11 protein-coding genes are annotated in these 13,881 nt (G+C 70.8%); all 11 read right to left on the bottom strand.

From position 1 onward, the window contains the following. Positions 1-141: 141 nt before the first annotated feature. On the bottom strand, positions 142-1,401 hold the full coding sequence (locus ACTIGJ_RS04845) for a M20/M25/M40 family metallo-hydrolase (RefSeq protein ID WP_439639150.1): 1,260 nt from the start codon (positions 1,399-1,401) through the stop codon (positions 142-144). Next, a complete protein-coding gene (locus ACTIGJ_RS04840; protein ID WP_439639149.1) occupies positions 1,398-3,140 on the bottom strand; it encodes an allantoate amidohydrolase in 1,743 nt (580 codons plus the stop codon). Before ACTIGJ_RS04840 ends, ACTIGJ_RS04845 begins: the two co-directional genes overlap by 4 nt. Further along, a complete protein-coding gene (gene puuE, locus ACTIGJ_RS04835; protein ID WP_439639148.1) occupies positions 3,137-4,069 on the bottom strand; it encodes an allantoinase PuuE in 933 nt (310 codons plus the stop codon). The genes ACTIGJ_RS04840 and puuE overlap by 4 nt, the downstream gene beginning before the upstream one ends. Beyond that, on the bottom strand, positions 4,066-5,385 hold the full coding sequence (gene guaD, locus ACTIGJ_RS04830; protein ID WP_439639147.1) for a guanine deaminase: 1,320 nt from the start codon (positions 5,383-5,385) through the stop codon (positions 4,066-4,068). The genes puuE and guaD overlap by 4 nt, the downstream gene beginning before the upstream one ends. Next, a complete protein-coding gene (locus ACTIGJ_RS04825; protein ID WP_439639146.1) occupies positions 5,382-6,587 on the bottom strand; it encodes a urate hydroxylase PuuD in 1,206 nt (401 codons plus the stop codon). Before ACTIGJ_RS04825 ends, guaD begins: the two co-directional genes overlap by 4 nt. Continuing rightward, complete coding sequence (gene xdhC / locus ACTIGJ_RS04820) at positions 6,584-7,666, bottom strand: xanthine dehydrogenase accessory protein XdhC (protein WP_439639145.1); 1,083 nt, start codon at positions 7,664-7,666, stop codon at positions 6,584-6,586. Before xdhC ends, ACTIGJ_RS04825 begins: the two co-directional genes overlap by 4 nt. Continuing rightward, positions 7,663-9,960 carry a xanthine dehydrogenase molybdopterin binding subunit gene (gene xdhB / locus ACTIGJ_RS04815; RefSeq protein ID WP_439639144.1) on the bottom strand — a complete coding sequence of 766 codons (2,298 nt, stop codon included), beginning with the start codon at positions 9,958-9,960 and terminating at the stop codon, positions 7,663-7,665. The genes xdhC and xdhB overlap by 4 nt, the downstream gene beginning before the upstream one ends. Beyond that, positions 9,960-11,423 carry a xanthine dehydrogenase small subunit gene (gene xdhA, locus ACTIGJ_RS04810; protein WP_439639143.1) on the bottom strand — a complete coding sequence of 488 codons (1,464 nt, stop codon included), beginning with the start codon at positions 11,421-11,423 and terminating at the stop codon, positions 9,960-9,962. The genes xdhB and xdhA overlap by 1 nt, the downstream gene beginning before the upstream one ends. An 8-nt stretch (positions 11,424-11,431) precedes the next feature. Further along, a complete protein-coding gene (gene uraH / locus ACTIGJ_RS04805; RefSeq protein WP_439639142.1) occupies positions 11,432-11,785 on the bottom strand; it encodes a hydroxyisourate hydrolase in 354 nt (117 codons plus the stop codon). A 125-nt stretch (positions 11,786-11,910) separates the two neighbouring features. Further along, positions 11,911-13,077, bottom strand: coding sequence for an NADH:flavin oxidoreductase/NADH oxidase (locus ACTIGJ_RS04800; RefSeq protein WP_439639141.1), 1,167 nt, complete (start codon positions 13,075-13,077; stop codon positions 11,911-11,913). 101 nt (positions 13,078-13,178) lie between these two features. Next, positions 13,179-13,865, bottom strand: coding sequence for a glutathione S-transferase family protein (locus ACTIGJ_RS04795; RefSeq protein ID WP_439639140.1), 687 nt, complete (start codon positions 13,863-13,865; stop codon positions 13,179-13,181). Positions 13,866-13,881: the final 16 nt, after the last annotated feature.

The raw sequence follows: 13,881 nt of genomic DNA, 5'->3' as shown, positions 1-13,881 counted from the left end.
TGTTGGTGGCGACGGGACTTGCGCCGTCGCCTTGTCTTGTCAGTCCGGAACAATACCGATTCGCGGCCGCTGGTGGCACCACCCGGTCGGGTCGTCCGCTGGCCCTAATCGCGGGGCGCGGAACCGGACAACGCAGGCGGCTCAGGCGGCGAGCAACTCCGCCAGCATCGCCGCAACGGTCGCCGTGGCCGCGCGCAGATCGCCAAGCCGCAGGCACTCGTCGGCGCCGTGGCCGTTGGCTTCGGCCAGCGCGCGCGGCCCGGCGCCGTAGAGCACGGTAGGAATGCCGGCCGCAGCGTAATGGCGGGCATCGGTGTACAGCGGTACGCCGTGCTCGGCGATCGGCGTGCCCAGAAAGGCTTCGCCATGGCGCTGCAGCGCGGCGGTCAGCCGTTCCGCGCCCGGCAGCTTGACCAGTGGCTGCGCCAGCATCCGCCGTTCGATGTCGACCCGGATGCCCGGATAGCGCCCGGCCGCTTCGGTGATCAGCGTCCGCAGCGCTGCTTCGGCGGCCTCGGCGGATTCCTCCGGAATGATCCGCCGGTCGATCCGGAAGCAGACCCGGTCCGGCACCACGTTGGTATTGATGCCGCCGCTGATCAGGCCGACGTTCAGCGTCGGCGTGTCGATGCCCGGCGTTGCCGAATGCACCTCGGCCAGCGCAGCCCGCGAGGCATACAGCGCCGCCAGCACGCCGGTCGCCGCTTCCAGTGCATCGACCGCCGCCTGCGGCATCGCCGCGTGGCCCTGCCGGCCGTGCACGGTCACTTCCAGATGCAGGCAGCCGTTGTGGGCGGTGGTCACCGCATAGGCAAAGCCGGCCGACAGGGCCAGATCCGGCCGGCTCAGTCCCTTGCGCAGCAGCCAGGCCGGGCCGATCTCGCCGCCGACTTCCTCGTCGTAAGTGAAATGCAGTTCCACCGCGCCGCACAGGCGCAGGCCGCCGCGCGCCACCAGCCGCTGCAAGGCGCGCAGCGCAAAGCTGTAGGTGGCGAAATCGGATTTCGATACCGCCACGCCACGGCCGTACATCACCGGCCCATGCCGCGGATCGTCGCGGATCAGCGCCCCGTAGGGATCGACCGACCAGCCGGCGCCCGGCGCGACGACATCGCCGTGGGCGTTCAGCGCGATGCACGGCCCCGGCAGGCCGAAGGACTGGCGGACGATCAGGTTGCGGGCCGATTGCATGCCGGCGGCGGCCAGATCGTCGGCGCCGACGACATGCGTTTCCACCGCATGGCCCAGCTGCATCAGCAGCTCGGCAGTGCGCGCGCCGTGGGCGCCGCAGTCACCGGGCGGATTGTCGCTGGGCAGTCTGACCAGATCGGCGAGAAAGGCGACCTGCTCGGCGAAGCTGGCGTCGACCTCGTCGAGGATCGCGCGTTGCAGCGGCGTCATGCCGGCCGCCCCAAGCAGGTCAGGAAATCGCCGAACACGTCGGCGGCACGCTGGGCATCGTCGGCTGTCATCTGTTCCTCGGGGTGGTGGCTGATGCCGCCGTTGCCGCAGCGGACGAACAGCATCGCCATCGGTGCCAGCCGCGCCATCATCATCGCGTCGTGACCGGCACCACTCGGCAGGCGGCGCGGCGGACGCGGATCGGCGCGGCGCTGGATCGCCTCCGCCAGCGCCTGCTGCAGCGCCGGGTCGCAGGGTGTGGCGGCCGCCTCGTGCACCTGGCGGCGCTCGACCGTGACCGCGCGGCGTGCGGCAATCGCATCGATCGCCGCGAAGATCGCGTCGCGGGCGGCGATCCGCCGCGCATCGTCCGGCGCGCGCAGGTCGATCGACAGCTCGCAGCGGCCGGGGATCACATTGATCGCGCCACCGAGCACGGTCAGCGTGCCGACCGTGGCAACGACGCCGTCGTGATCGCGGGCGATGTTTTCGACGGCCAGCAGCATCTCGGCAGCCGCCGCTGCGGCATCGCGGCGCAGCCGCATCGGCACCGTGCCGGCATGGCCGGCGCGGCCGGTGACGACCAGCGCATGACGCTCGGCGCCGTTGATCGCGGTGACCACGCCGAGCGCGCGGCCTTCGTCCAGCAGCACCGGACCCTGTTCGATGTGCACCTCGACGAACGCGGCGATCTGCTGCGGATCGCGGGCCAGCTGCGGAATCTCGGCTGGATCGTGGCCGGCCTGCTGCAGCGCTTCGGCCAGTGAAATGCCGTCACGGTCACGGCGGGCCAGCAGCATCGGATCGAAGTGGCCAGCCAGCGCGCTGGAGCCGAGGAAGGTCGACTGGAAGCGCACGCCTTCCTCGTCGCTGAAGGCGACGATCTCGACATCGAACGGCAGCTGCACGCCGCTGCGGCGCAGCTGGCCGAGCACGACGATCGGCAGCAGCACGCCGAGCCGGCCGTCGTAATGGCCGCCGTTGATGACCGTGTCGTAGTGCGAGCCGGTGATCACGGTGCGCGCGCCGGGTTGCGCGCTGCGCCAGCGGCCGACGACGTTGCCGATCGCGTCGATGTCGGCCTCGAGTCCGGCTTCCAGCATCCAGTCGCGCAGCCGCGCGGCGGTTGCCCGGTGCGTCGGCGTCAGGCAGGAGCAGGTCAGGCCGTCGGGCTGCTCGCTGAGCATCGCCAGCCGGCGGCACAGGCTGATGATCTCGTCGCCGGCCGGCTCGCGGATCCGGTCGGCGAGCCGGAACGCGGCGATCCGGCCGATCTCGTGCAGCGCGCGGGCGAACTCGGTGTCCTCGTCGTTGAGCAGTCGCTCGGCCCAGGTCGCGATGATCGAGGCCCGGCTGTGGCCCTTCACGGCGACGATGAACGGGAAGCCGAAGCGGGCCCGGTAGTCGGCGTTCAGGCGCTGCAGCTCGGCGTACTCCTCGGCGCTGCAGCGGTCGAGCCCGGCGCCGCGCTGCTCGCGCTGCGACTCGGCGGTCAGCGCGCCGGCCATCGCCGCCTTGCCGGCCAGCTCCGGGTGGGCGTCGATCAGTGCCCGCTGGGTGTCGCGCGGCGCGGCCAGCATCGCGGCGTTCAGCGCATCGAGCAGCGCCAGCCGGCTGGCGAACGGCCCGGCATCGATCGCCGCCTCGGCGACCCACGGCGAGTGCTCGTAGATGCCGTCCAGCGCGGCGACGAAGCCGGGCCGGTCCAGCGCGTTCAGTTCGGCCAGCGTGATCCTCATGGCGCCGGGAACCGCTGCCGCCAGTGCTCGGCGATGTCGATGCGCCGCGCGATCCAGACGTGGTCATGGGCCAGCACGTAGTCGAGGAAGCGCTCCAGCGCGGCGATCCGCGCCGGCCGGCCGATGATCCGCGCATGCAGGCCGATCGATAGCATCTTCGGCGCATCGAGCCCGGCCGGATCGCCTTCGGCGTAGAGGCTGTCGAAGGCGTCCTTCAGGTAGTCGTAGAACTGGGTGCCGCTGTTGAAGCCCTGGGCGGCGGCGAAGCGCATGTCGTTGCTGTCCAGCGTGTACGGCACGATCAGCTGCGGCAGCGGCCCGGCTGCCGTGTCGACCGTCACCCAGTACGGCAGGTCGTCGGCATAGGAATCGGCGCTGTAGGCGAAGCCGCCGTACTCGGCGATCAGCCGCAAGGTGTTCGGGCTGTCGCGGCCGGTGTACCAGCCGAGCGGCGCGCTGCCGGTCAGCGCGCGGTGGATCGCCACCGCTTCCGTGATGTGGGCGCGCTCGGTGACTTCGTCGACCTGCTGGTAGCTGATCCAGCGCAGGCCGTGGCAGGCGATCTCGTGGCCCAGCTCGCGATAGGCGGCCAGCGCGTCTGGATGGCGCTGCAGCGCCATCGCCACCGCGAACACGGTCAGCGGCAGGGCGCGCTGCTCGAAGGCGCGCAGCACCCGCCACAGGCCGGCGCGGCTGCCGTACTCGTAGAGCGATTCCATGCTCATGTGACGCATCGGAAAGCTTTGCGCGCCGATGATCTCGGAGAGGAAGGCTTCCGAGCCGGCATCGCCGTGCAGCACACAGTTCTCGCCGCCTTCCTCGTGGTTCAGCACGAACTGCAGCGCCAGCCGGGCGCCACCCGGCCAGCGCGGGTGCGGCGGGTAGCGGCCGTGGCCGATCAGGTCGCGCGGGTAGCGGTGGCTGTTCACGAGGGCAGGCGGGTCTTGGCGGGTTCGCCGAGGATGAACGTCTCCCGGATCGCCCGGTCGTCGCCCAGGGTCATCAGCACCATCAGCTGCTCGGCCAGCGTCCGCGCGCTGGCGGTACGGCGGGCGATCAGCGGCGTGGCGGCGAGGTCGAGCACCAGAAAATCGGCTTCGCGGCCGGAGCGGAAGCTGCCGATCCGGTCATCTAGCCCGAGCAGCCGCGCGCCGCCCAGTGTGGCCAGATAGAAGGCCCGCAGCGGGTGCAGGCGCTGCTGCTGCAGCTGCGCCACCTGGTAGGCGGCGGCCATCGTCTGCAGCATGCCGAACGAGGTGCCGGCACCGACATCGGTGGCCAGCGCATAGCGCAGGCCGAAGGCGTCGCCGACGTCGAGATTGAACAGGCCGCTGCCGAGAAACAGGTTCGAGGTCGGGCAGAACGCGGCGCCGGTGCCGGTCGACACCATGCGCCGGCGGTCCGACTCGTCGAGATGGATGCAGTGCGCGTAGATCGCCCCTTCGCGCAGCAGGCCGAAGCGGTCGTAGACATCGAGATAGCTGCGGGCCTCCGGAAACAGCTCGGCGATCCAGGCGATCTCGGCGTGGTTTTCCGCCAGGTGGCTGTGGATGTAGGCATCGGGGAACTCGGCGGCCAGCCGTCCGGCGGCGGCCAGCTGCGCGACGCTGGAGGTGGCGGCGAAGCGCGGCGTGATCGCGTAGTGCAAGCGCTCCCGCCGATGCCAGCGCTCGAGCAGCGCGCGGCTGTCGTGATCGCCGGATTCGGCGCTGTCGCGCAGCGTCTCCGGGCAATGGCGGTCCATCAGCACCTTGCCGCAGATCATCCGTAGCCGGCGTTCCGCCGCGACCGCGAAGAAGGCCTCGACCGATGCCCGGTGCACGGTACCGAACACCAGCGCCGTGGTGGTGCCGTTGCGCAGCAGCTCGTCGATGCAGACCTGGGCGACGTCGCGGGCGTGGGCCGGATCGCCGAAGCGGGCCTCGACCGGGAACACGTGATCGGCCAGCCAGTCGAGCAGCTGCCGGCCGCTGGAGCCGATGACCTCGGTCTGCGGATAGTGGACGTGGCTGTCGACGAAGCCGGGCACCAGCAACGCATCGCGATGGACGGTCACCGGCACGCTGTCCGGCAGCGTCGCCAGCAGCGACGAGGCCGGCCCGCAGGCGACGATCCGGCCGCTGGCGATCACCAGCAGGCCGTCGGCGAAGTATTCGTAGGCGCCGGGGTCGCTGCCGTCGCCGGGATCGCGGAGGAAATGCAGCAGCGCGCCCCGGTGCACCGCCACGCTCAGGTTGCGGCTCATGGCGACTGCGCCCAGCGCAGCAGCGCGGCGCGTTCGTCGGCGCTGAGGCCGGTGACGTTGCCGGGCGGCATCGCGCCGCCGCCCAGCTGGGCGGCAATGGCGGCCCGCCGCGCCTGCGCCGCCGCCAGGCTGTCGAGGCGCACGCCGTTCGGCGCGGCGGTCAGGCCGGGGAAGCTTGGCTGGCCGGCGTGGCAGCCGGTGCAGCGGGCCGCGAGGATCGCCAGCGCCTGGGCGTCGTCGATCGCCGGGCCGGTTGCAGCCGCTTTGCCGGGCGGCTGCAGCAGCACGGCGGCCGTGGCCAGCATCGCCAGGCCGGCCGCCAGCGCCAGCAGCACCGGGCGTCGGCCGTGCGGCTGCGCCCGGTGGCGCAGCACGAAGCCGTGGCGGATTGCTGCGCCGCCGGCCGCCAGCAGCACCAGCGCCAGCGCATTGAGGCCGGCGTGGGTGATGCCGGCGTGGTGATGGCTGATCATGGTCATCAGCACCGGCAGCGTGAAATAGGTGTTGTGCACCGAGCGCTGCTTGCCGCGCCGGGCGTCGAGCGGGTCGGGCGGCTGGCCGGCAGTGATCGCCGCCACCATCCGCCGCTGGCCGGGAATGATCACCATCGCGACATTGGCCACCATCATCGTGCCGAGCATCGCGCCGAACACGATGAACGCGCCCCTGCCGCTGAACAGCGCGCACAGCGCCCAGGCCGCCTGCGCCAGCAGCAGCGCCAGCACGGCGTTGAACATCCAGCCCGGCACGCGGCCGGCCTGCGCCAGCGGCGAGCGGCACAGGCCGTCGTAGACCAGCCAGCCGCCGACGATGAAGCCCAGCGCCACGGCCACCCCGGCCGCGCCGGGCGGTGCGGCGCGCGCCGGATCGAGCAGGTTCGCGGCCGGGTTCAGGAAATAGACCAGCACCAGCATGGCGACCCCGGTCAGCCAGGTGCTGTAGGCCTCCCAGTAGAACCAGTGAAGCCGTGCCGGCAGCTGCGGCGGGCCGAGCCGGTACTTCTGCGGGTTGTAGAAGCCGCCGCCGTGCACCGCCCACAGCTCGCCGGCCACGCCCTTGTCGGCCAGCGCTGGATCGCCCGGCGGCTGGAGATGGTTGTCGAGCCAGACGAAGTAGAAGCTGGCGCCGATCCAGGCGGTGCCGGCGACCAGATGCGCCCAGCGCGTCAGCAGGCTCAGCCAGTCCAGCCAGTAGGCGCTCATCGGACGGCGGCCATGGCGGTGGCGACCCGCACGCTACCGCAGCGGGCGCAGCCCTGCGGCTGGTCGAGGCGGCAGCCGTCGTCGGCGCCGGGCTGCGCGGCAGGTGCGGCGCTATCCAGGCCTTGCAGCAGCTGCGCCGCGACGCTGACCGCGATCGCTGCCGGCAGCTTGCTGCGGATGCCGCCGATGCCGACCGGGCAGGCGATGAGCTGGCCGTCCAGCCCGTCGCGGGCCAGCCGCGCACGGAAGCGTGCCGCCTTGGACGCCGAGCCGATCATGCCGATGAAGGCGGCGTCGCCGCGCCGCAGCAGCGCCTGACAGAGCGCGTAGTCGAGCGGGTGGTCGTGGGTCATCAGCAGGTAGCGGCCGGCGAGCGGCGCCTCGGCCAGCAGCGCCACCGGATCATCCGCCACGCAGGTCTCGATCCCGGCGGCGAGGTCGGCCGGGAAGAGACCCGGCCGGGAATCGATCCAGCGCAGCCGGAACGGCAGCGTCGCCAGGATCGGCGCCAGCGCCTGTCCGACATGGCCGGCGCCGAACAGCCACAGCGGCAGACGCAGGACATCGAGCCGCTGCCGCAGCCGGGCGCTGCCGTCGCCGTCGTCGCGCACCAGCTGCAGCGGCGCGGCGGTTGCCGCTGGCAGCAGCTGGCGGTGGACGCCGCCATCGGCGTCGATGCGGCTGTCGAGCAGCTGCGGCAGGTCGTCCGCCGCAGCGGCGGCAGCGGCCAGCAGCAGCGGGCGATCGGCCGCCGTCCAGCGTTCCAGCCACAGGTCGACGACGCCGCCGCAGCACTGCGCCAGATGCTCGCCGAGCCGGCGGCGCAGCAGCACGCCGCTGCGGCCGCCGTGATCGAGCAGCGCGCGGGCGGCCTGGGTCGCTTCCCATTCCAGATGGCCGCCGCCGATGCTGCCGACGCTGCCGTCGGCGCTGACCAGCATCGTCGCGCCGGCTTCACGCGGGGCCGAACCGCGCAGGCCGGCCAGCACCACGCGAACGATGACCGCGTGGCTCGCCAGCAGCTCCAGCAGGGCCTGCGGCCACGGGCTGTCGGGCGTTGCGCGCGAGATCGGCGTCATGGCCAGGCCTCGCCGCGGATCGCGGCGATCGCGCGCAGCACCGCTTCCGGCGTCGCCGGGGCCGGTAGCTGCGGCAGCCGGTGTCCATCGCCGCAGGCGGCAACGGCGTCGCGGATCGCGTGCAGCGCCGAGAACGCCAGCATCAGCGGCGGCTCGCCGACCGCTTTCGAGCGGTGGATGCTGTCCTCGCGGTTCGGCTCGTGCTGCAGCAGCGCGATGTGCGCCTCGGCCGGCCAATCGCGGGCGGTCGGAATCTTGTAGGTCGATGGCGCATGGGTCTGCAGCTGACCGTCGCCGCCGAACACCAGTTCCTCGCAGGTCAGCCAGCCGTAGCCCTGCAGGTAGCCGCCTTCGATCTGGCCCCGGTCCAGCGCCGGGTTCAGCGACTGCCCGACATCGTGCAGCACGTCGACCCGCAGCAGCCGGGTTTCGCCGCTCAGCGTATCGACCGCCACCTCCGACACCGACACGCCGTAGCCGAAGTAGAAGAACGGCCGGCCCCGGAAGGCGGCGCGATCCCAGTGGATCTTCGGCGTCCGGTAGTAGCCGGTGGCGGACAGCTGCACGCGGGCCAGGTAGGCCCGCTGGACGAGTTCGGCGAAGCCGAGGCGATGCTCGCCGATGGCGACTTCGCCGCCGCCGAAGCGCACGGCATCGGCGCTGACACCGAACGCCGTGCACGCCCAGGCGATCAGCCGCGCGCGTAAGGTCCGGGCGGCGGCCTGCGCGGCCTTGCCGTTCAGGTCGGCGCCGCTGGAGGCGGCGGTCGCCGAGGTGTTCGGCACCTTGGCGGTGTCGGTCGCGGTGATCCGCACGGCGGCCGGCGGCAGCCCGAATTCGTCGGCGACGATCTGGATGATCTTGGTATGCAGGCCCTGGCCCATCTCGGTGCCGCCGTGGTGGATCACCACGCTGCCGTCCTTGTAGATCTGCAGCAGCGCGCCGGCCTGGTTGTAGAAGGTGGCGTTGAAGGAAATGCCGAACTTGACCGGCGTCAGCGCCAGGCCGCGCTTGATCACCGGGTTTGCCGCGTTCCATGCGGCCACCGCGCGGCGTCGCGCACGGTAGCCGCTGCTGGCTTCGAGCTGGTCGGTCAGCGTGTCGAGCACGTTGTCGGTCACCGTCATGCCGTACGGCGTCAGGTTGCGACGGGCGAGGCCGTAGTAGTTGCGGCGGCGCACGGTCAGCGGATCGCGCTGCAGGCTGCGGGCGATGTCGTCGATCACCTGCTCGATGACCAGCATGCCCTGCGGCCCGCCGAACCCCCGGAACGCGGTGTTCGACACCGTATGCGTACGGCAGCGGTGCGACACGATCTCGACGTGTTCGAGGAAGTAGGCGTTGTCGACATGGCACATCGCACGGTCGTTGACCGGCCCGCTGAGGTCGGCCGAATGGCCGCAGCGCGAAGCGAGCATCACCTTGAGCCCGAGGATGCGGCCCTCGTCGTCGAAGCCGACCTCGTAGTCGGCCAGGAAATCGTGGCGCTTGCCGGTGATCTGCATGTCGGCGTCGCGGTCCAGCCGCAGCTTCACCGGCCGCCCGGTCTTGACCGCCAGCACGGCTGCAGCGGCGGCCAGCAGCGCCGGCTGGCTTTCCTTGCCGCCGAAGCCGCCGCCCATGCGCCGGCATTGCACCGTGATGTCCTGCATCGGCCGCGCCAGCACCTCGGCCACCACGTGCTGCACCTCGGTCGGATGCTGGGTCGAGCAATGGATCAGCAGCTGGCCGTCCTCGCCGGGAATGGCGATGGCGATCTGGCCTTCGAGGTACAGGTGATCCTGACCGCCGCAGACCATGGTGCCGGCCAGCCGCCGAGGCGCGTCGGCCAGCGCCCGGTCCGGCTCGCCGCGCCGCAGGTTCTGGCTGGGGATCACGTAGCTGTCGGCGGCCAGCGCGGCACGGATGTCGAGGATCGCCGGCAGCGGTTCGATGTCGGCGCGGAACTGCTGGACGGCGCGGCGCGCGGCGCGGTGGCTGGTGGCGGCAACCGCGAACATCGGCTGGCCGACGTGATTCAGCAGCGGCCCGGCGAACACCGGATCGTCCGGCACGATGCCGCCGTAATTGTTGTGGCCGGCGATGTCGGCGGCGGTGGCCACGGCCACCACGCCGTCGCTGGCCAGCACCGGCGCGAGATCCAGCGTCCGCAGCCGGCCATGAGCGACCGGGCTGCCGCCGAACGCCGCGTGCAGGGTATTGGCCGGCAGCGGCAGGTCATCGACGTAGAGCGCCCGGCCGCTGACGTGCAGATGCGCGGCCTCGTGGCGCAGCGGCTGGCCGACCGCGCCCATCAGCCGCTCACCTGATCGAGGCGCAGCGCATACGGTGCAGAGGCGTGTTCGAGCCGGAAGCGTTCCAGCAGGCGGGTCACGCCGAGGCGCCGGTAGGCGCTGCTGCCGCGCAGGTCGTCCAGCGGCTGGAATTCGGCGGCCAGCGCCGCGCTGGCCGCCGCGAACCCATCCGCTGTCCACGGCTGGCCGATCAGCGCTGCTTCGGCAAGACGGGCACGGACCGGGGTCGCCGCCATGCCGCCAAGGCCGATGCGGGCGCTGGCGATGCGCTCGCCGGCCAGCGTCACCGCGAAGCCGGCGCAGACCGCCGAGATGTCCTGATCAACGCGCTTCGACAATTTGTAGGCCGCCAGCCGCAGCCCCGGCTGTGCGCGCGGCACCCGGACCGAGGCGATGAACTCGCCTGCAGCCAGCGCCGTTTGCCGGTAGCCGAGGTAGAGATCTTCCAGCGGCAGGCACCGCGTGACCGGGCCGCAGCGCAACTGCAGGTCGGCGCCGAGCGCGATCAGCGCCGGCATCGCATCGCCGATCGGCGAGCCGTTGCCGAGGTTGCCGCACAGGGTGCCGCTGTTGTTGACCAGTGGCGATGCAAAGCGGCGGGCCAGATCGGCCAGCGGCGGATGCTCGGCGACCAGCGCCGTCCAGGCATCGGCCAGCGGCACTGCCGCGCCGATGGTGAGCGCCGCTTCGTCGTGCTCGATGCGCTGCAGTTCGGCGACCTCGCCGAGGTACAGCAGCGCCGGCAGCGCGCGCAGATCCTTGTTCAGCCACAGGCCGATGTCGGTGCCGCCGGCCAGCAGCAGCGCCTGCGGGTTTGCCAGATAGGCGTCGGCCAACGCGTCCAGCGTGCGCGGCGCCGTGAAGCCGGGCAGGGCCAGCGTTTCACGGCGCTGGATCGCGGCCAGTGCGGCGTGCCGCTCGACGCTGTCGGCATCGGCCGGCGAGCCGCACGCGGCTTCGGGATCGCGGTGCAGGGCCAGCGCGGCATCGATGATCGGCCGGTAGCCGGTGCAGCGGCAGAGGTTGCCGGACAAGGCGTCGAGCACCTCGTCGCGGCTCGGTGCCGGATTGCGCTGCTGCAGCGCGAACAGGGCCATCACGAAGCCGGGCGTGCAGTAGCCGCACTGCGAGGCGTGGTGATCGACCAGCGCCTGCTGCACCGGATGCAGCGGACCTGCGGGCGGCGACAGGCTTTCGACGGTGATCAGCTCGCAGCCGTCGAGCGTGGCGATGAAGCGGATGCAGCTGTTGATCGCGCGTCGTTCGATGCGGCCGTCGCGCAGCCGGCCGATCACCACCGTGCAGGCGCCGCAGTCGCCCTCGTTGCAGCCTTCCTTGGTGCCGCAGCGGCCGCGCTGTTCGCGCAGCCAGTCGAGCACCGTGGTGGTCGGCGGCAGGTCGCGCAGCGCCACGACCTCGCCGTCGAGCAGCAGGCGGACGGTGGTGGCGTCATCGGTCGGCATGGTCCGGCTCAGCTGCCGCGATAGGTGGAATAGCTCCACGGCGACAGCAGCAGCGGCACGTGGTAGTGCGCCGTGGCATCGGCAACGCCGAAGCGCAGGCTGACCCGATCGAGGAACGGCGGCTCCGGCAGGTTCAGGCCCTGCGCCCGGAAGTACGCGGCTGCCTCGAAGTGCAGCTCGTAGATGCCGGCAGTGAACGCCGCGCCGTCGAGCAGCGGCGTATCGAGGCGGCCGTCGGCGTTGGTGAGGAAATCGACGATTCGTTCGCAGCGCTCGGCATCACAGCGCCAAAGGCTGCCGCGCAGACCCGCCGCCGGCAGACCGGCAGCGGTGTCGAGCACGTGGGTGGTCAGTCGAGACATGGCTGCATGATGCCGCGTTGGCAAGGGTCCATCAGCCACGGCAGCAGCGCCGTCGCCTGCGCTGCGGAACATCGCAGCCGCCGCACCGGTTCAAGCAACCTCCATGCCGTATCAGTGCTGATCGCTTACCCGCTTGATGCGACCTGGTGCGCTGGAGAAATTGCCGGCAGCGGCGGCCAGCCGATGCAGGAATCGTGAGCGCGGAAATTGCGCAGCCACCAGGCCCAGTCTTCCGGCACCAGCGAAAACGGGTCCTCGTGCGCCAGTTCCCGCGCCGCCCAGACAGGCCAGTGCGGATTGGCCAGCGCCGGTCGGCCGAGCATGGCGATATCGATCAGCTCCTTGCGGATCACCTCATCCGCGACCTGCGGCAGGCCCAGGTTCCAGCTGGCGGCAACCGGAATGCCGACTTCGCGGCGCACCCGAGTGGCCCGCTCCACCATGAACGCCATGTCGGAAAACGGCGGTGCCGTCATCTCGTCGGTGTTGAAACCGATGCTGAGGTCGGCGAGGTCCAGGCCATGATCCCGCATCATCCGAACGGCTTCGATTGAATCGTCGAACTGCACGCCTTTCGGATTCAGATCGTCAGAGCCAAGACGCATCGTCAGCGGGTAGCGCTCCGGCCAGACGGCGCGCACCGCATCCAGCGCTTCCAGATGGAAACGCATGCGGTTCTTCAGGCTGCCGCCGTATTCGTCGGTGCGGTGATTGGCCAGCGGCGAGAAGAAGCTGGCGCCGAGATAGCCGTGAGCGAAGTGCATTTCCAGCCACTCGAATCCGGCATCAGCGGCGCGCCGTGCCGCATCGGCGTAGGCACGGTGGATCGTCTTGATCTCGTCGCGCGTCAGTTCGTGTACCGGGTAGATGCGGTGGCCGCCGTAGGGCACGGCCGAGGGCCCGACCACCGGCCAGCCGTCCGGATGATCCGGCGGCAGCTGCGCGCCGCCTTCCCAGGGCTTGAGCTCCGAGCCCTTGCGCCCCGTGTGGCCAAGCTGGATGGCCGGCACGGCGCCGAATGCCTTGATGATCGCCGTGACCCGCTTAAGGCCTTCGATCTGCGCGTCCTTCCAGATGCCGGCGCAGCCGACGCTGGTGCGGCCGTCCGGCGTGATCGCGATCTGCTCCGGGAACACCAGCCCGAAGCCACCCGCAGCGCGCGAACCCATCAGCATGATGTGGAAATCGTTCATCTCGCCATCGACCGACCGATACATGGTCATCGGCGACATCGCGATGCGGTTGCGCAGGGTGACGCCCTTGAGCGTGTAGGGGCTGAACAGATGCGGCATGACCTGGGTTCCTGTCGGTGGATGGGTGACACCTGGCGCTACGGATCGACCGTGCTGTCCGGACGCAATCCTTGCGCCTGCCGCTTCAGCCCGCCGACGGTCTACGCTGCGGCCGGCTTGGTCACCAGCATCGACTTCGCCATCTTTTCCAGTTCTTCCTTGGAGATGCCGAAGTCGATCGGTTCCGGCACCACGATGCCGCGCTGCACGGCCGGACGGGCGCGGATCGCTTCGATCCATCGCTGCAGGTGCGGCAGGTCGCCGATGTCGACGCCGGCCCAGAAGTGGATCGACACCCACGACCAGTTGGCGATGTCGGCAATCGAATAATCGCCGGCCAGGTATTCGTGATCGGCCAGCCGGGCATCGAGCACCTTGTACAGGCGCTTGGTTTCGGTCTGGTAGCGGTCGATCGCATACGGAATCTTTTCCGGCGCATAGCGGAAGAAGACATTGGCCTGGCCCTGCATCGGGCCGACGCCGCCCATCTGGAACATCAGCCACTGGATCACCTGCGAGCGGCCCTTGCGGTCGGTCGGCAGCAGGCGGCCGTACTTCTCGGCCAGATAGATCATCAGCGCACCGGATTCGAACACCGCGAAGTCGCCCTCGTCGCGATCGACGATCGCCGGAATCCGGCCGTTCGGATTGATCTTCAGGAAGTCCGGCTGCTTCTGCTCGCCCTTCATCAGCGCGATCGGATGCACGGTGTACGGCACCGCCAGTTCTTCGAGGGTGATGGAGGCTTTCCAGCCGTTCGGGGTGGCCGAGGTGTAGAGGTCGATCAAGGGTTGTCTCCGGGAT

The sequence above is a fragment of the Nevskia sp. genome, from assembly GCF_051860985.1.
Taxonomy (GTDB): Bacteria; Pseudomonadota; Gammaproteobacteria; order Nevskiales; family Nevskiaceae; genus Nevskia.
Note: the sequence above shows the minus strand (reverse complement) of the source record. Positions and strands in the feature narration are given on the sequence as shown.

What these genes read in the sequence shown, in the direction of transcription:
- ACTIGJ_RS04845 (WP_439639150.1), bottom strand. Translation starts at nt 1,401, where the DNA reads ATGACGCCGCTGCAACGCGCGATCCTCGACGAGGTCGACGCCAGCTTC.
- ACTIGJ_RS04840 (WP_439639149.1), bottom strand. Translation starts at nt 3,140, where the DNA reads ATGAGGATCACGCTGGCCGAACTGAACGCGCTGGACCGGCCCGGCTTC.
- guaD (WP_439639147.1), bottom strand. Translation starts at nt 5,385, where the DNA reads ATGAGCCGCAACCTGAGCGTGGCGGTGCACCGGGGCGCGCTGCTGCAT.
- ACTIGJ_RS04825 (WP_439639146.1), bottom strand. Translation starts at nt 6,587, where the DNA reads ATGAGCGCCTACTGGCTGGACTGGCTGAGCCTGCTGACGCGCTGGGCG.
- xdhC (WP_439639145.1), bottom strand. Translation starts at nt 7,666, where the DNA reads ATGACGCCGATCTCGCGCGCAACGCCCGACAGCCCGTGGCCGCAGGCC.
- xdhB (WP_439639144.1), bottom strand. Translation starts at nt 9,960, where the DNA reads ATGGGCGCGGTCGGCCAGCCGCTGCGCCACGAGGCCGCGCATCTGCAC.
- xdhA (WP_439639143.1), bottom strand. Translation starts at nt 11,423, where the DNA reads ATGCCGACCGATGACGCCACCACCGTCCGCCTGCTGCTCGACGGCGAG.
- uraH (WP_439639142.1), bottom strand. Translation starts at nt 11,785, where the DNA reads ATGTCTCGACTGACCACCCACGTGCTCGACACCGCTGCCGGTCTGCCG.
- ACTIGJ_RS04800 (WP_439639141.1), bottom strand. Translation starts at nt 13,077, where the DNA reads ATGCCGCATCTGTTCAGCCCCTACACGCTCAAGGGCGTCACCCTGCGC.